At 73.6% G+C, this 20,817-nt stretch carries 23 protein-coding genes; 8 read left to right on the top strand and 15 right to left on the bottom strand.

Annotated features, from left to right (window positions below):
* The first annotated feature begins 203 nt into the window (after nucleotides 1-203).
* Together TR50_RS32835 and TR50_RS32830 are read left to right on the top strand one after the other, a co-directional pair.
* Entirely contained in the window at nucleotides 204-869 is a 666-nt protein-coding gene (locus TR50_RS32835; protein ID WP_084701365.1) for a TetR/AcrR family transcriptional regulator, read from the top strand.
* On the top strand, nucleotides 866-1,549 hold the full coding sequence (locus TR50_RS32830; RefSeq protein ID WP_042430840.1) for a pyridoxine/pyridoxamine 5'-phosphate oxidase: 684 nt from the start codon (nucleotides 866-868) through the stop codon (nucleotides 1,547-1,549). The genes TR50_RS32835 and TR50_RS32830 overlap by 4 nt, the downstream gene beginning before the upstream one ends.
* A 41-nt stretch (nucleotides 1,550-1,590) precedes the next feature.
* Here the strand turns inward: TR50_RS32830 and TR50_RS46055 are convergent, their stop codons facing one another.
* Complete coding sequence (locus TR50_RS46055; protein WP_052441625.1) at nucleotides 1,591-2,127, bottom strand: hypothetical protein; 537 nt, start codon at nucleotides 2,125-2,127, stop codon at nucleotides 1,591-1,593.
* 152 nt (nucleotides 2,128-2,279) lie between these two features.
* Between TR50_RS46055 and TR50_RS32820 the strand changes: the two genes are divergently transcribed.
* Nucleotides 2,280-2,714 carry a nuclear transport factor 2 family protein gene (locus tag TR50_RS32820; protein ID WP_042430837.1) on the top strand — a complete coding sequence of 145 codons (435 nt, stop codon included), beginning with the start codon at nucleotides 2,280-2,282 and terminating at the stop codon, nucleotides 2,712-2,714.
* A gap of 45 nt (nucleotides 2,715-2,759) precedes the next feature.
* Here the strand turns inward: TR50_RS32820 and TR50_RS32815 are convergent, their stop codons facing one another.
* The 3 genes from TR50_RS32815 to TR50_RS32805 all read right to left on the bottom strand — a co-directional run bounded on the left by TR50_RS32815 (nucleotide 2,760) and on the right by TR50_RS32805 (nucleotide 4,826).
* On the bottom strand, nucleotides 2,760-3,047 hold the full coding sequence (locus TR50_RS32815) for a hypothetical protein (RefSeq protein WP_042430834.1): 288 nt from the start codon (nucleotides 3,045-3,047) through the stop codon (nucleotides 2,760-2,762).
* A gap of 132 nt (nucleotides 3,048-3,179) precedes the next feature.
* Nucleotides 3,180-4,082 carry a hypothetical protein gene (locus TR50_RS32810; protein WP_042430831.1) on the bottom strand — a complete coding sequence of 301 codons (903 nt, stop codon included), beginning with the start codon at nucleotides 4,080-4,082 and terminating at the stop codon, nucleotides 3,180-3,182.
* 93 nt (nucleotides 4,083-4,175) lie between these two features.
* A complete protein-coding gene (locus TR50_RS32805; RefSeq protein ID WP_042430827.1) occupies nucleotides 4,176-4,826 on the bottom strand; it encodes a GntR family transcriptional regulator in 651 nt (216 codons plus the stop codon).
* 161 nt (nucleotides 4,827-4,987) lie between these two features.
* Here TR50_RS32805 and TR50_RS32800 point away from each other — a divergent pair, with 161 nt between their 5' ends.
* Nucleotides 4,988-5,989, top strand: coding sequence for an asparaginase (locus TR50_RS32800; protein ID WP_042430825.1), 1,002 nt, complete (start codon nucleotides 4,988-4,990; stop codon nucleotides 5,987-5,989).
* 197 nt (nucleotides 5,990-6,186) lie between these two features.
* Here TR50_RS32800 and TR50_RS32795 read toward each other — a convergent pair whose 3' ends face one another.
* On the bottom strand, nucleotides 6,187-7,419 hold the full coding sequence (locus TR50_RS32795) for a DNA glycosylase AlkZ-like family protein (protein WP_042430823.1): 1,233 nt from the start codon (nucleotides 7,417-7,419) through the stop codon (nucleotides 6,187-6,189).
* A 124-nt stretch (nucleotides 7,420-7,543) separates the two neighbouring features.
* Between TR50_RS32795 and TR50_RS32790 the strand changes: the two genes are divergently transcribed.
* On the top strand, nucleotides 7,544-9,022 hold the full coding sequence (locus TR50_RS32790; protein ID WP_042430820.1) for a cellulase family glycosylhydrolase: 1,479 nt from the start codon (nucleotides 7,544-7,546) through the stop codon (nucleotides 9,020-9,022).
* A gap of 57 nt (nucleotides 9,023-9,079) precedes the next feature.
* Here TR50_RS32790 and TR50_RS32785 read toward each other — a convergent pair whose 3' ends face one another.
* From TR50_RS32785 to TR50_RS32760, 6 genes are read right to left on the bottom strand one after another with little or no spacing between them, the layout of a single operon-like run.
* Nucleotides 9,080-9,859, bottom strand: coding sequence for an ABC transporter ATP-binding protein (locus tag TR50_RS32785; RefSeq protein WP_042430817.1), 780 nt, complete (start codon nucleotides 9,857-9,859; stop codon nucleotides 9,080-9,082).
* Complete coding sequence (locus TR50_RS32780) at nucleotides 9,856-10,851, bottom strand: ABC transporter ATP-binding protein (RefSeq protein WP_042430814.1); 996 nt, start codon at nucleotides 10,849-10,851, stop codon at nucleotides 9,856-9,858. The genes TR50_RS32785 and TR50_RS32780 overlap by 4 nt, the downstream gene beginning before the upstream one ends.
* Nucleotides 10,848-11,753: an ABC transporter permease gene (locus tag TR50_RS32775; protein WP_063775188.1), complete on the bottom strand. Its 906-nt coding sequence runs from the start codon at nucleotides 11,751-11,753 to the stop codon at nucleotides 10,848-10,850. Before TR50_RS32775 ends, TR50_RS32780 begins: the two co-directional genes overlap by 4 nt.
* Nucleotides 11,750-12,697, bottom strand: a complete 948-nt coding sequence (locus TR50_RS32770) for an ABC transporter permease (protein WP_042430811.1) — start codon at nucleotides 12,695-12,697, stop codon at nucleotides 11,750-11,752. The genes TR50_RS32775 and TR50_RS32770 overlap by 4 nt, the downstream gene beginning before the upstream one ends.
* Nucleotides 12,697-14,349, bottom strand: a complete 1,653-nt coding sequence (locus TR50_RS32765; protein WP_042430807.1) for an ABC transporter substrate-binding protein — start codon at nucleotides 14,347-14,349, stop codon at nucleotides 12,697-12,699. Before TR50_RS32765 ends, TR50_RS32770 begins: the two co-directional genes overlap by 1 nt.
* A 14-nt stretch (nucleotides 14,350-14,363) precedes the next feature.
* Nucleotides 14,364-16,034: an amidohydrolase gene (locus TR50_RS32760; protein ID WP_236654691.1), complete on the bottom strand. Its 1,671-nt coding sequence runs from the start codon at nucleotides 16,032-16,034 to the stop codon at nucleotides 14,364-14,366.
* Between the two features lie 181 nt (nucleotides 16,035-16,215).
* On the opposite strand from TR50_RS32760, the gene TR50_RS32755 reads away from it, so the two are divergent.
* The 3 genes from TR50_RS32755 (at nucleotide 16,216) to TR50_RS32745 (ending at nucleotide 18,253) form a co-directional block, all read left to right on the top strand.
* Nucleotides 16,216-16,944 (top strand): TetR/AcrR family transcriptional regulator, encoded by a 729-nt coding sequence (locus tag TR50_RS32755; protein WP_084701359.1) that lies wholly within the window; start codon nucleotides 16,216-16,218, stop codon nucleotides 16,942-16,944.
* The gene (locus TR50_RS32750) at nucleotides 16,937-17,593 is read left to right on the top strand and encodes a TetR/AcrR family transcriptional regulator (protein WP_042430801.1); all 657 of its coding nucleotides are present in this window, start codon (nucleotides 16,937-16,939) and stop codon (nucleotides 17,591-17,593) included. The genes TR50_RS32755 and TR50_RS32750 overlap by 8 nt, the downstream gene beginning before the upstream one ends.
* Nucleotides 17,594-17,659: 66 nt before the next feature.
* On the top strand, nucleotides 17,660-18,253 hold the full coding sequence (locus TR50_RS32745; protein WP_042430798.1) for a TIGR03086 family metal-binding protein: 594 nt from the start codon (nucleotides 17,660-17,662) through the stop codon (nucleotides 18,251-18,253).
* 24 nt (nucleotides 18,254-18,277) lie between these two features.
* Here the strand turns inward: TR50_RS32745 and TR50_RS32740 are convergent, their stop codons facing one another.
* The 4 genes from TR50_RS32740 to TR50_RS49325 all read right to left on the bottom strand — a co-directional run.
* On the bottom strand, nucleotides 18,278-19,009 hold the full coding sequence (locus TR50_RS32740; protein ID WP_063775187.1) for a cytochrome b/b6 domain-containing protein: 732 nt from the start codon (nucleotides 19,007-19,009) through the stop codon (nucleotides 18,278-18,280).
* Nucleotides 18,990-19,718, bottom strand: coding sequence for a molybdopterin-dependent oxidoreductase (locus TR50_RS32735; RefSeq protein ID WP_042430795.1), 729 nt, complete (start codon nucleotides 19,716-19,718; stop codon nucleotides 18,990-18,992). The genes TR50_RS32740 and TR50_RS32735 overlap by 20 nt, the downstream gene beginning before the upstream one ends.
* Nucleotides 19,719-19,815: 97 nt before the next feature.
* On the bottom strand, nucleotides 19,816-20,622 hold the full coding sequence (locus TR50_RS32730; protein WP_042430787.1) for an ATP-binding cassette domain-containing protein: 807 nt from the start codon (nucleotides 20,620-20,622) through the stop codon (nucleotides 19,816-19,818).
* Nucleotides 20,619-20,817: hypothetical protein (locus tag TR50_RS49325; protein ID WP_439654264.1), on the bottom strand; the 199-nt coding region annotated here is incomplete at its 5' end. The genes TR50_RS32730 and TR50_RS49325, both read right to left, overlap by 4 nt.

Here is a 20,817-nt window from a genome sequence, read left to right as displayed (position 1 = left end):
AAACACCGTGGACACGCTACTCCCAAGCTTCGTCCCACTGGACAGGACGGAACGGTATCGTCTCATCCTGTGTAGGACGCTAACGGGGGCGACCGACGAAACGCAAGCGTTGCGTCGGAACGCTGGCGTATCGTCGGTTCCGACATCACGTCCGACTTCACGTCGGAGCCGCCGCACGCGCACCAGTGCTGACAGGGGAGCATATGGGAACACAGTCCGGGCAGGCAGCGGTCGCCGACACCCAGGTGGCGACACCGGCCGGGTCGGGGGCGCAGGCCGAGGGCAAGCGCCCGCCCACCGGGGCCGCACTGCTGCGCGACGATGTGACGGAAGCCATCCGCGCGGCCGTCTTCGAGGAGCTGGCCACCACCGGATACGCCCGCCTGTCGATCGAGGCCGTGGCCCGGCGCGCGGGCGTCGGCAAGACCGCCGTCTACCGCCGCTGGCGCTCCAAGCTGCCGATGGTGATCGAGGTCGTCTCCGAGATCGTCAGCGCCGGCATCCTGCTGCCCGACACCGGCTCGCTCCTGGAGGATCTGCGGCTGCTCATCCAGGTCGTCTACCGCCTGCTGCGCCACCCGCTGGCCGCCCAGATCGTCCCGGACCTGCTGGCCGAGGCCGCCCGCAACCCCGACATCGCCGGAACGCTGGCCCTGGCGCTGCGCGAGACGCAGCGCGAGAGCAGCGCGGCGCTGGTGCGCCGCGCGGTCGACCGGGGCGAGCTGCCCGCCTCGACCGACCCGGACCTGGCCCTGGACCTGATCGCCGGTCCCCTCTACTGGCACCTGCTGGTTACCCGCGAGCCGGTCACCCGCGACTACCTGGAGCGGTTGGCCCGCTCCATCGCCGCGGCGCTGGGCGCGGCATGAGCCGCGACGGCGGCCCGAGCGCCCCGACCGTGCGGGAGCTGCTGTTCGGCGTGCCGATGCTCGCGGGCGAGCTGCCCGGCTTCGACCCGGACGCGGCGCCCGCCGCACCGTTCCCGCTCTTCCTCGCCTGGCTGACCCAGGCCCTGGACGCGGGCGTGCGCGAGCCGCACGCCATGACGCTCGCCACCGTCGACGCGGACGGCTGCCCGGACCTGCGCGTCGTCGCCCTGCGGGACGCGACCGAGGCGGGCTGGACCTTCGCCACGCAGGCGGACAGCCCCAAGGCCCGTCAGCTCGCCGGACAGCCGCAGGCCGCCGTCCTCTTCCACTGGCGCGAGCAGGCGCGTCAGATCCGCGTCCGGGGCCCGGTCGTGCGGGCCGACGCGGAGACGACCGCACGCGACTTCCTCGACCGCCTGCCCGGATCGCGGGCGGCGAGCCTCGTCGGGCACCAGAGCGAGGTGCTCACCGACCCGTCCGCACTCCCCCGCGCGTTCGAGGCGGCCCTCGCCCGCGTGGAGGCCGAGCCGAGGACGGTCGACCCGCTGCACGCCCTGTTCACGCTCACGCCGCGCTCCGTCGAGTTCTGGCAGGGCGTCCCCGGCCGCGGCCACATCCGCCTGCGCTACCGCGCGCACCGACCGGACGGGCCCTGGCTGCGCGAGCGGCTCTGGCCCTAGCGGCCCCGCCCGTCAGCGAGCCGGACGGGCGGGGCCTCGGATCACTGGACCGTCCAGCGGTCCCGGCCGTCCGAGCCCGCCTTGCAGACCAGCTTGGCGCCGCCGCTGCCGGTCGCCGTCGCGCCGGACGGGGAGCAGAACTGCCCGGCCGCCGCGCTCGCCGAGGGGTTCACCGCCGGAGTCCAGCGGTCCTTGCCCGAGGAGTCCTTCTTGCACGTCATCGCGGTACCCGCGCTGGTCGCACCCGACGCGCCGTCCGGCGCGCAGTAGGCGCCCTGGGTCACGTTCTTCTGCACGACCCCGGCCGACACCTGCGCCGAGACGCTGGCCAGCACGCTCGCCGCCGCACTGGACGCCTCCGCCGAGACGCTGGCCAGCGCGCTGGCCGCCGCACTGGACGCCTTGGCCGCGGCGCTGGAGGCGACGCTCGCCGCCGCGCTCCTGGCGGCGGACGCGCCCTGGCTGACGACGTTGTTGACGGCGTTCTTGGTGCCGCTGGAGCAGGCCGAGGTCGAGGCCAGCGTGGCGACCGCCAGCGCGCACAGCAGGACCGTCGTCGGGCGTCGGGAACTCAGCATGCCGCTGCGCCTCTCCTGTGGGTGGGCCCGCGACGGACGCGGGCGGTCCCTCCGACCGTAGGAGGGAGGTTCGTGCACCGCCTCCCGCGCTAGCCCGTTCGAGAGGGACGCGTCCCTTCTCTTCTCCCGCCCTCGCGCCCACACTGGCGCGCATGCTGACGATGCAGGAGATGTCGGACCGTCTGGAGATCCAGGAACTCTTCGCGCGCTACGCGCACGCCGTGGACAGCCGTGACTGGGCGGCGCTCAAGGACGTCTTCACCGAGGACGCCGTCGTCGACTACTCCGCGATGGGCGGCCCGCGGGGGACGGTCCCGGAGGTGTGCGCCTTCCTGGAGGAGGTGCTGCCGCTGTTCCCGGCCACGCAGCACCTGGTGGCGAACATGATCGTCGAGCTGGACGGCGACCGCGCGACCGCGCGGACCATGTGCCACAACCCCATGCCGCTGCCGGACGACGGCGGGCTGCTCCAGTGCGGGCTCTGGTACGTGGACCGGCTGGTGCGCACCGAGGCGGGGTGGCGGCTGGCGGAGCGGGGCGAGGAGAAGGCGTATCAGGTCGTGCTGAAGCAGGCCACGGCGGAATGACCGAAGGGCGGCCAGCCGTGGCCTGCCTGGAGCGGCGAGCGGGGCCTACCGGCCCCGGCTGCCGAACAGCGAGCGCTTGAGCCGGCGCAGCGGCGCGAGGAGCACCGTGCGCGAGAAGCGGTTCGGACGGGCGGAGGAGGACATCGAGGGGGCACCGACGCCACGCGGCGTCAGCTCCCTTATCAGCCCGACCGCCTCGGCGACCTCGACCTGCGTCAGCGCGGGCGCGCCCAGCACCGCGAGGTGCCGGTCGAGCCGACGACTCGCCGCACCCGTGCCGCACTGGACCGCCGGAATGCGCGGTCGACTGCGCACGTGTTGCATCTGTTCCATGTCCCACCCCTTGCAAGGCACCAGGGCCGTGGTGCGAAGCCTATCCGCCCCGTGAGGTCGGTGTGCAAGTATCTCCGGTTGCGAAGCCTATCCCGGACCACGCGAAGCCTACCCCGGACCACTGACACCTACTCAGGCGGGGTTGCCCGCACCGGTGGACGGGGTCGCGGAGGGGGCGTGCGGGGACGGCGGCAGTGCTTCCGGGAGCACCGCGGAGAGCCCCAGGCCGGCCAGGCCCATGCCGAGGAAGAGCATCAGCACGGCCACCACCCCCCACGCGCCGACGCAGGACCAGCGCACCTGGTCCGCGTAGCGGACCAGCCCGAGCAGGCCGAGCAGGCCGGTGACCACCATCGCGACCATGCCGTGGGTGACCCGGCGCAGCTCGCCCTCACGGACGGTCCCCAGCATGGCCAGACCGAACGTCAGCCCGAACGCCGCCAGCACCCGCACGTCCAGCTGACCGACCGTCCACGGCCAGTGCCGCGCGGGCCATGCGGGCGCGGCGAAGAGCGCCAGTCCGACGACGGTCAGGAAGAGGCCGGAGCTGAAGGTCGGCAGCGCGATCCACCAGGGCAGCACCCCGGGGCGCTCCCGCTCCGTGCCCCGGGTCCGCACGAACTGCGCGCCCAGTCCGACCGCGCCGATCAGCGGGGCGACGAGGTGCACGGCGAGCCACCCGAACGCGGCCAGCACGGCCACGACCTGACCGCCCCGCAGGTGCAGCGTGCCGTGGTCGAGCAGGATGGCGGCCAGCATGAGCAGCATGAAGAGCGAGGAGCTGAGCACGGTCACCCGGGCGTGGGTCCACCGCCTGGCGCGGGCGCCGCAGAGCCAGAGCATCGCGCAGCTTCCGGCGTAGCCGGCGCCGACCAGGGTGGCGCTGACCGGCGACATGGTCCAGGCGAAGAGTGCACCGGTGTGCGAGGAGGCGAGCGTGAGCAGCAGGGCCGCGTAGGCCGCGCCGAGCGTCAGCGGCACCACCATGGCGTAGCGGACGACCGGGCTGAGCGGTCGGCTGGTCGGCTCCTGCATCGGTCCCCCGGTCGCGATTCGGCCCCGGGCCCCGTCGGCCTTGTGAGACGTGGCGTCAGCATAGGCGCATCGCCTCCATTGGCCCAGAGGGCGCTACCGCTCCGTCATATGCGTGATCATCTGGTCCCGGACCCGGTCCAGATGCCGGGCCATGACCTCCGCGGCGACGTCGGCCCGGCCCTCGGCGACGGCGTCCGCGAGGTGCTCGTGGTCGGCCATGGAGGCCTCCGTGTGCGAGGTCGGCACGTTGTGCCGGCTGCGGAGCACGACGATCTGCTGGTGCACACGCTCGACCTGTTCGGCGATACGCGGACTGCGGGCCGCGTCGAGCAGCGCGTGGTGGAAGCCGAGGCTGCTGCGGTGGGCGAACTGGCGGCCCCCGGCCATCAGCTTCCTCGACTGATCGCAGGCCCGGCGCAGGGCGGCGACGTCCGCGCGGTCGCCCCGCTCGGCGGCCAGGCGCGCGGCGGCGGTCTCCAGCGCGGACCGCAGTTCGAAGAGCGCCTCGACCTCCCTCGTACCGGCCTCGAAAACGACGGCGCCCTTGTTGGGCACGTGCACCAGCAGGCCCTCGCTGACGAGCTGCCGGATCGCCTCACGCAGGGGCCCCCTGCTGATGCCCAGCTCGCGAGCGACCTCCACCTCGTTGATCCGGGTACCGGACGGGATCCCTCCGGTGAGGATGCGTTCACGGAGCGTGCCGACGAGTTGGCCCGCCAGGCCGCGCTGGAGGGTCTCTGGCATGGGTGGCGTCCGTCCGTTCGGAACCGGCCGCTGCAGTGGGCAGCGCCTCGCCCGAGTATGTCAGCACCCGCCGGGAGCGCCGGAGCAGGGCACGCTAAAGTGTCGACAGTTGTCACTTTGAGGCGTCCGTTCGGCGTGGGCCGAGGAGAGGGGAATGCGCTGTGCACGCGGTACTGGCGGAGGTGTGGCGGGGCGACTTCCTGGAGTCGGTGCATCACGGGACGGTCCTCGCGACCGGACCGGACGGGCGGACCGTGCTGAGCGTCGGCGAGACCGACCGGCCGCTGTACCCCCGGTCGTCCAACAAGCCGCTCCAGGCCCTCGGCATGCTGCGGGCCGGACTCGACCTGGACGGCGAGCTGCTGGCGCTGGCCTGCGCCAGCCACTCCGGCGAGCCCTTCCATCTCGACGGCGTTCGCGAGATCCTCCGCGGGGTCGACCTCGACGCGTCCGCCCTGCGGTGCACGGCCGGGCTCCCCATCGGGGAGGCCGCCCTGCGGGACCACCTGGCGGCCGGCGGCGGTCCCACGCCGCTGACCATGAACTGCTCCGGCAAGCACGCCGCGATGCTCGCCACCTGTGTCGCCAACGGCTGGGACACCGCCGGCTACCTCGACCCCGGCCATCCCCTGCAACGGGCCCTGCGCGGGACCGTCGAGGACCTGGCCGGCGAGAAGGTCGCCGCGACCGGCGTCGACGGCTGCGGAGCACCGCTGTTCGCCATCGGCTACCGCGGCCTGGCCCGCGCCTTCGCCGCCCTGGCGACGGGCGCCGCCGGAACCCTGGAACGGCGGGTCGCCCAGGCGATGAACCGGCACGCCGAGTACGTCGGCGGCACCGGCCGGGACGTCACCCGCCTGATGCGCGCGCTTCCCGGCTCGGTCGCCAAGGACGGCGCGGAGGGCGTCTACGCCCTGGCGCTCCCCGACGGCTCCTCCGTCGCGCTCAAGATCGCGGACGGATCCTCCCGGGCCCGCCCCGTCGTCATGGTCGCCGCCCTGCGGCGGCTCGGCGTCCCGGTGGACGGCAACGACACCCTCGCCGAACTGGCCACCGCTCCGGTCCTCGGCCACGGCCGACCGGTCGGCGCGGTGCGCCCGGCCCACCCCCTCCTGGACGCAGCCGAGACCGGCGACGCCGCCGACGCCGAGCCGACGACCTGACGGCCCGACAACCTGCCAACCTGACGGCCCGTCGCCGCCGGGGCGTCTCGCCGGGGCAGGGCGGGCCCCGGCCCGCCTGGCAGGCCCTCCCCCGCCTTCGGCCGGGACCCCACGCTGCGCTGTCGGTGCGTCCACGTGCGTCCGAGCCGGAGGTTGGAGGCGCCCGCGGTGGTCCGGCGCGGAGCTCCGGACGGGCGCTAACGCATCGCCTCTCGGAGCGCGGCGAGCTTGGGGGCGCGGCTCTTCGGGGAGTCGAGGCTGAAGCCCCGTGCGTCGCCGAGCTCGTCGCGGACGAAGGCCTCGGTGCGGGCCAGCGCCTCCCTCAGGGCGGCGTCCTCGGGGACGAAGAGGTCGTGGAGCAGCTCGCCGGCGTCCGGGTCGAACTCCCAGAAGCCCACGATCCGGCCGCGGTCGACGACCACGTGGCACTGCGGATCGGCGTCCCCGCCGAAGACCCGGCCCGCCTTCCCGTCAGGCACCGGCCGCTCGGCGTCCGCCGGGTCGACCAGGCGGGGCAGCTCACGGTGGAGCAGGTGCAGACCGTCGATCCCGGCGAGCAGCGCGTAGGCCGGCTCGTCGGGGCGGCGGAACGCCGTGAAGGCGTCGGCGAGCTCCGGTGGGAGCAGCAGGTCGGTTCCGGCGACGGGCAGCAGGCCGAGCGGGGCGAGCGCCGCCTTGGCGCGGGCGGCGGTGAATCCGGAGAACCAGCGGAAGTGCGCGAGCGAGGCGGGCGCCGCCCAGGCGAAGAAGCGACGGGCGAGCTCGACGTCGGCGTCGTCGAAGGCGACCGCGGGCGGCGTCCACCGGACGTAGCCGTAGCGCTGCTGGTCGAGGCGGCCGTTGACGGGCACGCGCCGGATCTCGCCGGACGCCTGGAGCAGTCCGAGCGAGAGCGGGAGCGTGGTGGAGACCCCGCGCTTGCGGCCCGCCTCGCCGAGGCCGCGGACGGCGTCGCCGACCACGTCCTTGATCGCGGCGGGGTCCAGCGGTTCGGCGGCTCCCCCCAGTGCGGCCAGGACGGCCTCGCCCAGCGTCTCGATCTCCGCGTCGGTGACACCGAGGTGCTTGCGCGCGGAGGCGAGCTCTCCGGCGGGCGCGGCCGCGCCGGCCGCGAGGCCCAGCGCGAAGTCCTCGGCGGGCAGCACGTAGGTACAGCCGCGGGCGGAGGGCAGCTCGTGGATCTCCACGGCGGCGACGGCCGCGTCGACGGCCTCCCGGCCCAGCCCGGCGCGGGCGAAGAGTCCGAGGTAGGGCGCGGCGCCGCCGACGGACCTGGCCCATCCGGTGCGCCCCAGCACCTCGGCCGGGCCGACGTCCCGCAGGGAGCCGTCGAGCCCCTGGCGGTGCGCCCACCAGGCGCGCAGGCGGGCGGGGTCGAGGTCGGCTTCGACGGCTGCGGGCTGGTCGGCGCGGCGCACGGCGGGGCTCATGGGACGAGTATCCGCGACGCCCGGCCGGGAAAAGAACATGAGTAATGCTCGCATTACTCTTGCGCCCGCACGCCCCGCGGAGCATGATCGGCGGCCGACCGCCCCTTCTCCCCGGAGGTGCTCCTTGCCTGCCCGCGCCCGCCTTCTCGCGACCGCGCTCGCTCTCGCCACCGCCGCCACCGTCACCCCGGCGTTCGCGGCCTCCGCGCCCTCTGCGGCTGCCACGGCCGTCGCGGCCCGCTCGGCCGCTCCGGGCCCGGCGTCCGTCCCGGGCTCCGCCGGGCTCGCCTTCACCGACGGCCAAGGCCGGGTGCTCGGCCTGCGCGGTTTCAACGTCGACAAGTACGACGAGACGTCGCCCGCCGACATCCGCGCCATCGCCGCCGAGGGCTTCGACCTGATCCGGCTCGACATCACCTGGGCCCGCCTGGAGCCGCAGCGCGGCCACTACGACGAGGCCGAGTTCCGCAAGCTGCGGCAGCTGATGGACGCCGCGGACCGCTACGGGCTGCGCGTCGTCGTCGACTTCCACCAGGACGTCTACGGCCCCAAGTACGGCGGCGGCCAGGACGGCGCACCGCTGTGGGCCACCCGCGACGACGGGCTGCCCTTCGTCGCCGACCCGAACGACTGGTTCGCCGGGTACTTCCAGCCCGCCGTCCAGCGCGCGTTCCAGCACCTCTACGACGACGCCGACCTGCGCCGCGACCAGGCCGACTTCTACGCCCACGTCGCCCGCGAAATGCGCGGTCACCGCTCGCTGCTGGGCTACGACCTGTTCAACGAGCCCTCCGGACCGATCGCCGGCGACCCGACGGACCCGGCCGACCAGATCGCCGCGTCCGCCGCGCTGGAGCAGGGGCGGCTGGCCGCGATGTACCGGCGCCTGATCAGCGCGGTGCGCGGCGTGGACCCGTCCTCGTGGATCTTCGTCGAGCCCACCGTCCTGGTCGGCGAGGGGATCCCGACCCAGCTGCCCGGATTCGCCGACCCGCGCCACGGCGCGCCGCGGATCGGCTACGCGCCGCACTTCTACGACACGGACGTCGAGAACGGCCAGGACTGGAACCCGGCGGACGGCTTCGTCCAGAACTACGTCGCGGCCATCACCGCCTACCCGAAGGCCCACAAGACGCCCGTCCTGGTCGGCGAGTGGGGCCCGCCCGACGCCGACCGGCCCGGCAACACCCAGCTCGTCGCCCAACAGGTCGCCGCCATGCGGCAGTTCGCCGCCGGCTGGACCATGTGGTATTGGGGCGAGGGCAACGGCGGCTACACGCCCCTCGGCCCCGACGGGACGCCCCACCCCGGCGACGCGCCCGTGTTCGCCCCGTACGCCCGGGCACTGGCGGGCACCGCGCCCGCCGAGTCCTACGACCCGGCGACGCGGACGTACACGCTGCGCTACCGGGCCCGCGGGCACCTGCCGACGCGGATCGTCCTGCCGCCGAGCGTCTACACCGACGGCGCGTCGCTGGCCGTGACGGGTGCGGCACACGCCCGGATCGACCTGCGCCAGCCGCGGGACGGCTGGTACGGGACCGCGGAGGTGACCGTGCCCGCCGGGGCGACGGTCACGGTCATCGTGACCCCGGCGGGCTGAGACCTGGGGCCGGTCTGCGAACCCCCGTCGGGCGCGGCGCGGGTCTGCAGACCGGCCCTACGCGTTCACGCTCCACCCCGGCACCGGGACGGCCTCGCGCAGGGCGCGGGTGTAGTCCTCGGCGGGGGCGTCCAGCACCCGCTCGCACTGCCCCTGCTCCACCACGCGTCCGCGCCGCAGCACCAGGACGGTGTCGCAGAGCTGGCGCACGACGGCCAGGTCGTGGGAGATCAGCAGGTACGCGATGCCCGTCTCGGCCCGGATGTCGGCGAGCAGGTTGAGCACCTGGGCCTGGATGGAGACGTCCAGGGCCGAGACGGCCTCGTCGAGGACGAGCACCTTCGGCGAGGCCGCCAGCGCGCGGGCGATGGCCACGCGCTGGCGCTGTCCGCCGGACAGATCCCGGGGCCTGGCCGACGCCTGGCGCTCGGTCAGGCCGACCTGGTCGACCAGTTCCTGCGTCAGTGACAGGTCGCGGCCGTGGTGGCGCAGCACCTCCTCGATGGCGGCGCGGGCGCTCTGGCTCGGGTCCAGGGAGGTGTAGGGGTCCTGGAAGACGATCTGAAGCTCCCGTGCCCGCCGACCGCGCTCCCTCGCGCCGCGCGCGGGGCGGCTGCGGTCACGGCCGGTCACGGCGATCGTCCCGCTCGTCGGGCGTTCCAGCCCGACCAGCATGCGGGCGATCGTCGTCTTGCCGGAACCGGACTCCCCCACGATGCCGAGGGAGCCGCCCGCCGGGACGTCGAAGTCGACGTCCACGACGGCGTGGTGGGCCTTGAAGAACTTGTTCAGGCCGCGGACCTCGACCGCGTTGGCCTGTGCGTCGACCGCGTTCACGCCTTCACCTCCGTCCGTGCGGCGTGGATCTCCTCGACGCGCAGGCAGCGCACGAGCCCGCCGTCGAACTCCGTCAGGGTCGGCGGCGTCGTCTCGCAGGCCGCCGTCGCGAACGAGCAGCGCGGCGCGAAGGCGCAGCCGGGGCCGGACTCGAAGGCCGAGACCGGGCGGCCGGGGATGGCCGTCAGCCGCTCGACGCGCGCGTCGATGGACGGGCGGGAGCCGAGCAGCCCGAGCGTGTACGGGTGCGCGGCCCGCTCGTGCAGGGTGTCCGCCGAGCGCAGTTCGACGATCCGCCCCGCGTACATCACCGCGACGCGGCCGCAGACCGCGAGGGCGAGGTCGAGGTCGTGGGTGATGAAGACCATGCCCATCCCCCGCTCGCGCCGCAGCCGGTCGAGGATGCCGACGACCTCGCGCTGGATGGTCACGTCCAGCGCGGTCGTGGGCTCGTCGGCCAGGATCAGGCGCGGCTCGGCCAGCAGCACCGACGCGATCATGACGCGCTGGAGCATGCCGCCGGAGACCTCGTGCGGGTACTGCCGCAGCCGCCGCTGCGGGTCGTCGATGCCGACCTCGGCCAGCACCTTCGCCGCCCGCGCCAGCGCCTCCCGCTTGGGGACCTTGCGGTTGCCGACCAGTGCCTCGATCAGGAACGCGCCGATCTTCCGGGTCGGGTTGATGTGGGCGCGCGGGTCCTGGAAGACCAGGCCGACGCCGCTGTCGCGGTAGCCGCGCAGCCTGCCCGCGCCCATGGTGAGGACGTCCTCGCCCTCGAAGCGGACCGCGCCGGCGGCCGTCGCGGTGCGCGGCAGCAGCCGGGTGATCGCGCGGACGGTCATCGACTTGCCGGAGCCGGACTCGCCGACCAGGCCGAGGGCCTCGCCGGGGGCGAGGGTCAGGTCGACGCCGTCCAGGAGGGTGCGGGAGCCGCCGTCCTCGGTGGCGATGTCGACGGTGAGGCCCGCCAGTTCGAGCAGGGGTGCGGTCATGCGGCGGCTCCCACGGTGGTGCGGTTCTTCTCGGCGGCGACGGCCTTGGCGGGCCGGCGGCGCAGGTAGCCCGGCGGCTTCTCGCCGCTGATCCGGGCGCCGAGGACGGTCAGGGCGAGGACCGTGAGCACGATCAGCACGCCCGGCGCGAGCACCTGGAGCCAGTAGCCCTTGAGCATGGCGTCGCTGTCGCTGACCATGACGCCCCAGTCGGGCGTCGGCGCCTGGACGGCGAGGCCGAGGTAGGAGAGCGAGGCGAGGTCGAGCAGCGCGTAGCCGAAGGCGATGGCCGCCTGGCCCACGACCACCGGCGCGATGTTGCGCAGGATGTGACGGACCGTGATCCGCAGCATCCCGAAGCCCTGGACGGCGAGCGCGTCCACGTACGGACTGACCCGCTGCTGCCGCGCCGCCGCCCGCACGATACGGGCGAGGAAGGGGATGTAGGCGATGGAGAGGGCGACCACGGCCGGGGTGAGGCCGGGGCCGAACAGGGCCACCGTCAGCACCGCCAGCAGCAGGCCCGGCAGCGCGTAGACCAGGTCGAAGACCCGGGCGACCACGCCGTCCACCCAGCCGCCGTACCAACTGGCCAGCAGCGCCAGCGGGATGCCGATGAGCAGCGAGACGCCGACGATCAGCGCGGGGCCGAGCAGCGAGGTGCGGGCACCGAAGATCAGCCGGGAGAGGAGGTCGCGGCCGATTCCGTCGGCGCCCAGCAGGTGGGCGCCGGACGGGCCGGCGTAGGCGTCCAGCAGGCTGGACTGGTTCGGGTCGGCGGGCGCGACCAGCGGCGCGAGGACCGCGGCGAGCAGGACGACGACCAGGAAGGCCAGGGAGAGCATCCCGGAGCGGCCCAGCGCCTTGTTCAGGCGCTTCCAGGTGGACTTGACGCTGTTCACGACGTGCTCCCCGCCTCGCGCAGCCGCGGGTCGACCACGGCCTGGATCAGATCGCTGGCCGCGTTGCAGACGACGAAGGCGGCGACCAGCATCAGCGCCACGGCCTGGACGACGGGGAAGTCCTTCTGCGCGACCGACTGGATGGTCAGCTGCCCCATCCCGGGGACCGCGAAGGCGGACTCGACGACCAGGGTCGAGGCGAAGGTCCCGGCGGTCAGCAGGCCGACGGCGGTGATGATCGGCGGCAGGGCGTTGCGCAGCACGTGGCTGCGGAGCACCGTGCGCCGGGGCAGGCCGCGCACCAGCGCGGTCTGCACGTGTTCGCGCTCCAGCTGGTCGCGGACCGCGTTGCGGGTCACCCGGGCCAGGAAGCCGCAGGAGAGGACCGCCAGGGCGACGGCCGGCAGCACCAGGCCCTGGATCCTGCCGCCGAGGCCCTGGCCGACGCCCGAGGCCGGGAACCAGCCCAGCTGGACGGCGAAGACGGAGATCAGCAGCGCCGAGGCGACGAAGGAGGGGACGGTGACGGTGACCGAGGTGAGCGCGTTGACCACGCCGTCGACCCGGCCCGGCAGCAGCGCGGCGAGCAGGCCCATGGTCAGCCCGAAGACCAGCACCATGATCATGCTCATCAGCACCAGCAGCAGGGTGGTCCCGAGCCCGGCGCCGACGCGGTCGGCGACGGGCTGGCCGGTGACCATCGAGGTGCCGAGGTCGCCGTGGAGCACGCCGGTCAGCCAGTCCCAGTAGCGGACGGGCAGCGGCTGGTCGAGGTGGAGCCGGTGCCGCACGGCCGCGCGGGCGGCGGCCGTGGGCGTCCGGGAACCGAAGATCACGTTCTCGGGGCTGCCGGGAGCCAGGTAGAGGCTCCCGAAGATGACGATGCTGGACAGGAACAGCGTCGTCAGCAGTCCGCCGAGTCGTTGCAGGAGCAGACGACCCATCAGGGGGCACCCACCGCGGTGATCCAGGAGTTGTCCATGTAGGAGAAGGTCAGCGGCGCGCCGGTGACGTCCTTGCTCTGGAACAGCAGCGCGCGCGGCGCGATGATCGGGATCCAGGGCAGGTCCTTGTCCAGGATCGCCTGGGCCTTGAGCACGTCCTGGGCGCGGGCCTGCGGGTCGTCGGTGCCCTGGGCGGCGTCGAGGGCGGCCTGGACCTGGGGGTTGTCGTACCCGTTGAAGTTCTGCACGCCGGACTTGGTCGCGTAGCTCGCGTACATGGTCGCCGCTTCCGGGAACTCCATGTAGTTGATCGTGATGAAGCCGTCGTAGGCGGCCCGCGCCTTCGGGTCGGTGAACAGGTTGCCGTACTGCTGGTCAGGCAGGCCCACGATCTTGATGTCGAGGCCGATCTGCTGGCCGGTCTGCTGGATGACGGCGGCCAGCTGGGACGACTGCGGGTTGCCCGCCGGGTAGCCGATCGTGACCAGCTTGCCGGTGGCGTGGGCCGCCTGCACCAGCTTGGTGGCCCCGGCGATGTCCACGCCCTGGGCGGCCAGCTGGTCGTAGGCGGCCTTGTAGGTGGTGGCGGCGGGGCTGCTCTGCCAGAAGCCGGGGCCCGCCACCGCGTAGAGCGGGTCGGCGGCGCCGCCGGCGATGGTCTTGGCGATGCCGTTGCGGTCCAGCGCCATGCTGAGCGCCTGCCGGGTGCGGGCGTCGCCGAGGCCGCCGGAGAAGTTGGAGACGATGAGGTCGATGTTCTGGGTGGTCGACCCCGGGGCGCCGATGTAGAGCTTGCCCGCGCTGCTCTTGCCGAGCTGCGGGATGACCGAGGAGTTGAGGTCGAACGCGCCCTGCATGGCCCCGGAGGAGAGGGCGTTGGCGAGCGCGGAGGGGTCGGCGAGGAACTTGAAGGTGACCGTCTCGGCCTTGCCCGCGTGGCTCGGGTCCCAGTAGTTCGGGTTCTTCTTCAGCACCATCTGGTTGGTGCCGTCGAAGGAGGCGATGGTGTAGGGGCCGGTGCACATGACGCCGACGTTCGCGTTGCCGAAGTTCGCACCCGCCTTGACCGCGAAGGCCTTCTCCACGATCGCCGAGCCGAGGATGCCGAGCTGGCGGTCGAAGATGTAGTCCGGCTTGGTGAGGCTGAAGGTCACCTCGTGCGGCCCGGTGGCCTTGACGCTGCCGAGGTCGTTGTAGGAGTCGGCGTAGTTGCTGGCGACGTTGGGGTCCAGGTTGCGCATCACGCTGTAGACCACGTCGTCCGTGGTGACGGGCTTGCCGTCGGCGAACGTGGCACGCGGGTCGAGCTCCACCACGACGTGCTCGGAGTCCGGCTGCTTCCAGGACTTGGCGATGCCCGGCTGGAGGCTGTAGTCGGCGGCGACGCGGATCAGCGGCTCGCAGACGTTGCCGAGGATGGTCTCCTCCGGGTAGTCGGCGGTCTTGACCGGGTCCTCGGCGTAGGGCGCCCGGTAGTCGCCGGACCAGGTCAGGTTCGTCAGCGACTTGGTGCCGGGGGCCGTGGTGACCTGGGCGGTGGAGAAGTTGCTCTTCGCGTCCGGGGTGTTCGCCGCGCCGCCGGAGCTGCAGGCGGTGGCGAGCAGCGCCACGGACGTCCCGGCGAGGGCGGCGCGGAACAGTCGGTCTCTCACGTGGGTTCTCCTCTTCACTGCTCGGCGGCGGCGTGCACCAGCTCGCCCTGGACGTAGGTGCGCAGCACGCGGGTCTCGGCGATGGCCTGCGAGGGCCCGTCGAAGGGGTTGCGGTCGAGGACGACGAGGTCGGCGTACTTGCCGGTCTGGATCGAGCCGGTGACGTCGTCGAGGTGGTTGATCCGGGCGGTGCCGGCCGTGTAGGCGGCGAGCGCGGAGCCGAGGTCGAGGCGCTCCTCGGGGCCGAGGACCCGGTTCGGGTCCTCCTCGCCGGTGCGGTTCACGGCGACGTGGACGCCGGCCATCACGTCGGGCGTGGAGACGGACCAGTCGCTGCCGGCGGCGAGCATCGCCCCGGCGCGCAGCAGCGAGCCGAACGGGTACTGCCAGCCGGAGCGGCGTTCGCCGAGGAACGGGATCGTCAGCTGGTCCATCTGCGGCTCGTGGCAGGCCCACAGCGGCTGGATGTTCGCCGTCGCGCCGAGCTCGCGGAAGCGGGCGACGTCGTCGGGGTGGACCACCTGGAGGTGGGCGAGGTGGTGGCGGTTGCCGCGGTCGCCGTTGCGGCGCAGCGCCTCCTCGACGGCGTCCAGCGCGTTGCGGACCGCCCGGTCGCCGAGGGCGTGGAAGTGCACCTGGAAGCCGGCGGCGTCGAGTTCGGCGACGTAGCCGCCGAGCTTCTCTGGGTCGACGAAGTCGAGGCCGGCGTTGCCCGAGGAGCAACCGCAGCCGTCGAGGTAGGGCTCGAGCATCGCGGCGGTGTGGTTCTCGGCGACGCCGTCCAGCATGATCTTGACGGTCCCGGCGCGGAACCGCTCGCCCCCGCGTTCGGCCTCGGCGCGGCGCTGCTCGAAGAAGGACAGCTGCTCCAGGCCCCCTTCGCGGTCCCACCACTGGGCGCCGCGCACCCGGGCGGTCAGCGTGCCCTCGGCGTCGGCGCGCAGGTAGGCGCCGTAGACGTCGCCGGGGCCGAAGTTCGGGCCGACGCCCGCGTCCTGCCAGCCGGTGATGCCGTAGGAGTGCAGGTAGGCCTGGCCCGCGAGCAGGCCCTGGTAGAAGTCCTCGTCCGTGGCGGCGGGCATGTGACGGGTGACCAGATCGGCGGCGCCCTCCTGGAGCATGCCGTTGGGGGTGCCGTCGGGGTCGCGCTCGATCCTGCCGTCGGCCGGGTCCGGGGTGTCCTTGGTGATCCCGGCCAGTTCGAGCGCGCGGCTGTTGGCCCACAGCGCGTGGCCGTCGGCGACGGGCAGGGCGACCGGGCGGTCGCCGACGGCCGCGATCGCGTCCAGCTGCGACCGGTGCGGCATGCCGCCGGGGAAGGCCTGGAAGGACCAGCCCCCGCCGGTGATCCACTCGGCCTCCGGGTGGGCGGCAGCGTAGTCGGCGACCGCCTGGACGTACTGCTCGGCGGTGGTCAGGTCGTGCAGGTTGCAGCGGGCCAGGGTCGTCCCGGCCAGAACCGGGTGCACGTGGGAGTCCTGGAAGCCCGGCAGCAGCAGCTTCCCGGCCAGGTCGACGACCTCGGTGCCGGAGCCGATGAGCGGCCGGACGTCGTGGTCCTGGCCGACCGCGAGGATCCGGCCGTCGCGGACGGCGACGGCTCCCGCCCAGGAGCGGGCCGGATCGACGGTGTAGACGGGTCCGCCGAGAAAGACCAGGTCAGCGGTGGGCAGATCAGAGTGCACGGGCGCTCCAAAGCAAGAGGGTGCGCAGAGCCGGGGACGTCGCCGCCCGGTGTGCAGAGAAGAAAACCCCCTGACAACGAGCCTGTCAATGCCATTGACAGCGGCGGGCCGTTACGATCGGATGAAGCACACCCCCTGTCGGCGGGGCGCGTACGAGGCGATTCGATGAGGAGGGGCCCGCGTGGAGGCCCGAGTGGCGGAGCAGGCGACGGCACAGCAGGCGAACAGGCGGCGGGCGACGCTCACGCGCGAGTCGATCCTGGAGGCCGCCCTGCGGCTCTGCTCGCCCGAGGGCGGCGGCCAGCTCACCTTCAGCCGACTCGGCAAGGAGCTCGGCGCGGACCCGACCGCCGTCTACCGGCACTTCCGCGACAAGGACGAACTCGTGCTCGCGCTGGCGGACGTGACGATCCAGGAGGGCATCGAACTCGCCCGCGCCAAGCTCCCCGGCGGACCGTCGGAGGACTGGCGGGCCTGGCTCACCGTCACCGCCGAGAGCGTGCGCGCCTCCTACCTCGCCCGCCCGGCCCTGGCGGTGCTGGCCGCCGCCAGGACGACGGCCAGCCCGTCCGAGACGGGCAGCGTCGAGCTGCTCATCTCCGTCCTGCACCAGGCGGGCCTGCCCCCCATCGAGGCGGCCGAGTGCTACCGCTCACTGCTGGACATGACCTTGGCGATGACCCAGTACACGGCCGCCTTCTCCAGCCTGGACCGATCCGTCCAGGAGAAGGACGAGGCCGCCTGGGCGGTCAAGTACGGCATGCTGCCCGAGGACGAGTTCCCGCTGCTGCACCAGAGCGCCCCGCGCCTGACCGAGCTGTTCCGCGACGACGACCAGGTCTTCCGGATGGTCCTGGAGACCTTCCTGGACGGGGTCGCGGCCCGGATCGCGCGGGCCGGGAATGCCTGAGCGGGCCGCGGGGGCGCCGACGACGGACGGGCGCGTCCAGAAGGGCAACGAGACACGGCGGCAGGTGCTGGCGCAGGCGATGCGGATCGCCTCGACCGAGGGCCTGGCCGCGCTCTCGATCGGGCGCCTGGCGACGGAGTTGGAGCTCAGCAAGAGCGGGGTCTTCGCCCTGTTCGGCTCCAAGGAGGAGCTCCAGCTGGCGACGGTGCGCGCCGCCGAGCAGGTCTACCTCGACCGCGTGATCACGCCGGCGCTGCGGCGGCCCGCCGGCCTGGAGCGCCTGTGGGCCCTCATGGAGGGCTGGCTGGAGTACTCGCGCACCAGGGTCTTCCCGGGCGGCTGCTTCTTCTACGCGGTCGGCGCGGAGTTCGACGCCCAGCCCGGACGTGTGCGCGACGCGCTGGTCGAAGGCAGCCGCGCCTGGCACGAGCTGATCACCGGTCAGCTCGAAGCGGCGCGCGCCGACGGGCAGCTGTCGGCCGACGCCGACGCGGAGCAGCTCGGCTTCGAGGCGCTCGCCCTGCTGGAGTACGCCAACGCCATGTCGCTGCTCCACGACGACGAGGCGCCCTACGCCCGCTCCCGGCGCGCGGTCCTGCGCCTGCTGCGCGCGGAGTCGACCGGAACGGCCTCCCTGCCCGCCGAGTGACGGACCATCACCGCGGCGTGTTCCGTCGGCCTTAAACAACACGAACGGTCGTGCTACTTTCTTTCCATGACGCTCGCAACCCTGCATGCCGGGGCGCTGGCCCTGCTGACCCCCCTGGTGGCCGCCGTGCGGCCCGAGGACCTCGACCGACCCACCCCGTGCGCGGAGTGGACGGTGCGGATCCTGCTGGAGCACATTGTCGGCCAGCAGGACGGCTTCGCCGCGGCCGCCCATGGCCGCGGCGACGCGCCCGGCGCGTTCGACGACCGCCCGCTTCCGCCCGGCACCGACCTGTCGGCCGCCTACGTCCGCTCCGCCACGGCCCTGACCGAGGCGTTCACCGAGGCCGAGGCGGAGGGCCGCCCCTTCGCGCTGCCCGGGATCCTGCCCGGCCACCCGTTTCCGGCCGCCCAGGCGATCGGCTTCCACCTGCTCGACACGGTGGTCCACGGCTGGGACCTGGCCGCGGCGCTCGGGCGGTCCTTCGACTGCCCGCAGGAACTGCTCGGCCCCGTCCTGCAGATCACCGAACTGGTCCCCGCCGACGGAGCGTTCCGCGGGCCCGGCCGCGCGTTCGGCCCGGTGCTGCCGGGCGCGCCGGAGGGCGGCTTCGACCGCGTCCTGCTGCTGCTCGGCCGGGACCCGGCCTGGAAGCGCTGACGTCCCCCTTGTTGTGACGGGAGCTCAGTTCCGGTCGCCGGGCGGGGTGGTGTCCGCGGGATCCGCTCCCGCGGGCCCCGTCTTGTCCGGCCCCGGGTCGTCGGGCGCGGCCGGCTCCTCGGGCGTCGTCTCCTCCCGGGCCCACAGCGGGTGTTCGCGCCGCGCCCAGGCGCGGCCGACCCAGCCGGTGCGCATGCCGTGCCGTGCCTCCGGGTCCTTGAACGCCATCCGGATGTGCCCGAGCACCAGCACGCCGATCACCAGGGCCAGCCAGTCGTGCACGAAGGTCGCCCCCGTGCGCACGTCCAACGCGGCCAGGTGCGGGAACCACAGCACCAGCCCGGTCCCGACCATCACCAGCGTCGCGCCCGCGATGAAGGCGGCGTAGAGCTTCTGCCCGGCGTTGAACTTGCCCGCCGGCCCCGCGCGCCGCGTCCCGTGCCGGACCGCACGCCAGGCCCAGCCGCGGTCCTCGGGCCGGAACCGGTTGAGCCGCCGCAGATCCGCGCGCACCGAGCGGAAACCGAGCCCGACCGCCAGTGGCAGCGGCAACAGCACCCCGCTCCACTCGTGCACCGTCACCAGCAGCCGCCGCCGTCCGACGATCTCGGCGAGCTGGGGCAGGTAGAGGAAGGCCGCGCTGAGGATGGCGACGATCATCAGCGTGGACGTCGTGCGGTGCACCCAGCGCTCGGCGACGGTGAACCGGCGCAGCTCGTCGGGGCGCTCCGCCTGCTCAGTTCGAGGTCGGAGCATCGTCGCGCCCGTTGGAACGGCCGACCCAGGCCTCGACGTCATAGCCGTAGTGCTCCCAGTAGCCGGGTTCGACCTGCGAGGTCACCGTGATGCCGGAGAGCCACTTGGCCGACTTGTAGAAGTACATCGGCGCAACGTACAGCCGCACCGGCCCGCCGTGCGCGCTGGTGACCGGCGCGCCGTTCATCTCGTGCGCGATCAGGACGTCGCTGCGCCGCGCCTCGTCGAGCGTGAGGCTCTCGGAGTAGACGCCGTCGAAGCAGGTGAACCTGATCGCGGTGCCCTGCTTCTGCACGCCCGCCATGTCGAGCAGGTCGCGCAGCAGCACGCCGGAGAACTCCGTGTTGGGCACCCGCCAGCCCGTGACGCACTGGACGTCGCGGACCAGCCGGGTCTGCTGCATCGCCTTGAGGTCGGCGAGGGTGTAGGTGGCCGGGCGGTCCACCAGTCCGTCGACGGTCAGCCGGTAGTCGGTGGCGCTGCGGTGCGGGATGGAGTCGGCGACGTTGTAGAACTGGAACCCCCCGCCGCCGGGCAGCAGTTGGGTCAGCCCCGTCGGGTCCTTGCTGCTGACCTCGGCGAGGACGTTGTCCAGCCCGTTCTGGATCCGCGCCCCGAACGCCACGCCCGCAGCGCCGAGCGCGAGCACGCCGAGCACCACCCGCCGCCCGACGGGCTTGCCCGCACTGTCCCGACCCCGCTGTTCCATGACTCCATCCCACCACTGCGCACGCCCTCTGAACAGGGACGACGGGTGGCCGTCACAATTTCCTAAGGAACGAGTCCGAGGGATGAGGGATCGAGTCCTAGGGAACGAGCTCCCTGCGCCTGCGGGCGATCGTCTCCGGGTCCCAGCCGGGGCGCGGAACGGAGTCCAGGAGCAGGCGGGTGTAGGGGTGCTCCGGGGCGTCCAGCAGGTCCGCCATCGGCCGGTGCTCGACCGGGCGGCCCCGCAGCAGGACCAGGGCCTCGTCGCAGACGTAGCGGACCACGGCGAGGTCGTGACTGACGAAGACCAGGCCGATCCCGGCCTCCCTGCGGATGTCCGTCAGCACGTTCAGCACCTGCGCCTGGACCGAGACGTCGAGCGCGGAGACCGCCTCGTCCAGGACCAGCACGGCCGGTTCGACCGCGAGCGCGCGGGCGATGGCCGCGCGCTGGCGCTGGCCGCCGGAGAGGTGGCGCGGCAGCGCGGCCGCCTCCCGCTCGCCCAGGCCCACCTGCGCGAGCAGCTCGCGCACGCGCGATGCGCGCGTGGCGCGATCGTGGCAGCCGTGCAGCCGCAGCACGCCGTCGAGGGTGGCGCCGACGGTGAGCCGGCCGTCCAGGGAGAGGTAGGGGTCCTGGAAGACGATCTGCACCGCCTTGGCCCGCGCCAGCCGCGCGGCCCGCCCCCGCACGGTCGCGGCCAGCGGCTCCCCGAGCACCTTGATCGTTCCGCCGTCCGGGCGTTCCAGCCCGACCAGCATCCGGGCGGTGGTGGTCTTCCCGGACCCGGACTCCCCGACCAGCCCGAGGGCGCCGCCGGGCGGAAGGCTGAAGGAGACGCCGTCGACGGCGGTGGTCCCCCCGTAGGTCTTGCGCAGATCGCGGACTTCCAGCAGGGCGCTCATGGGCGGGCCTCCGTGACGGCGGGGGTCGGGAGTTCGGCGACGCGGAAGCAGGCAGCACTCCGGCCGACCGGGCCGACCGGGCCGACCGGCAGGTCCGCAGCGGCTCGCAGAGCCGCCCCAGCCGGGCGGGCTCCGCCACCCGCGAGGGCCGAGACGGCGGCAGCCGGGGCCGCTCCGCCGGCCGGAGTGGCCGCG

The sequence above is a fragment of the Streptacidiphilus anmyonensis genome (assembly GCF_000787855.1).
GTDB classification, from domain to species: Bacteria; Actinomycetota; Actinomycetes; order Streptomycetales; family Streptomycetaceae; genus Streptacidiphilus; species Streptacidiphilus anmyonensis.
The sequence above is the reverse complement of the archived record's forward strand: the minus strand, read 5'-3'. Positions and strand labels throughout refer to the sequence as shown.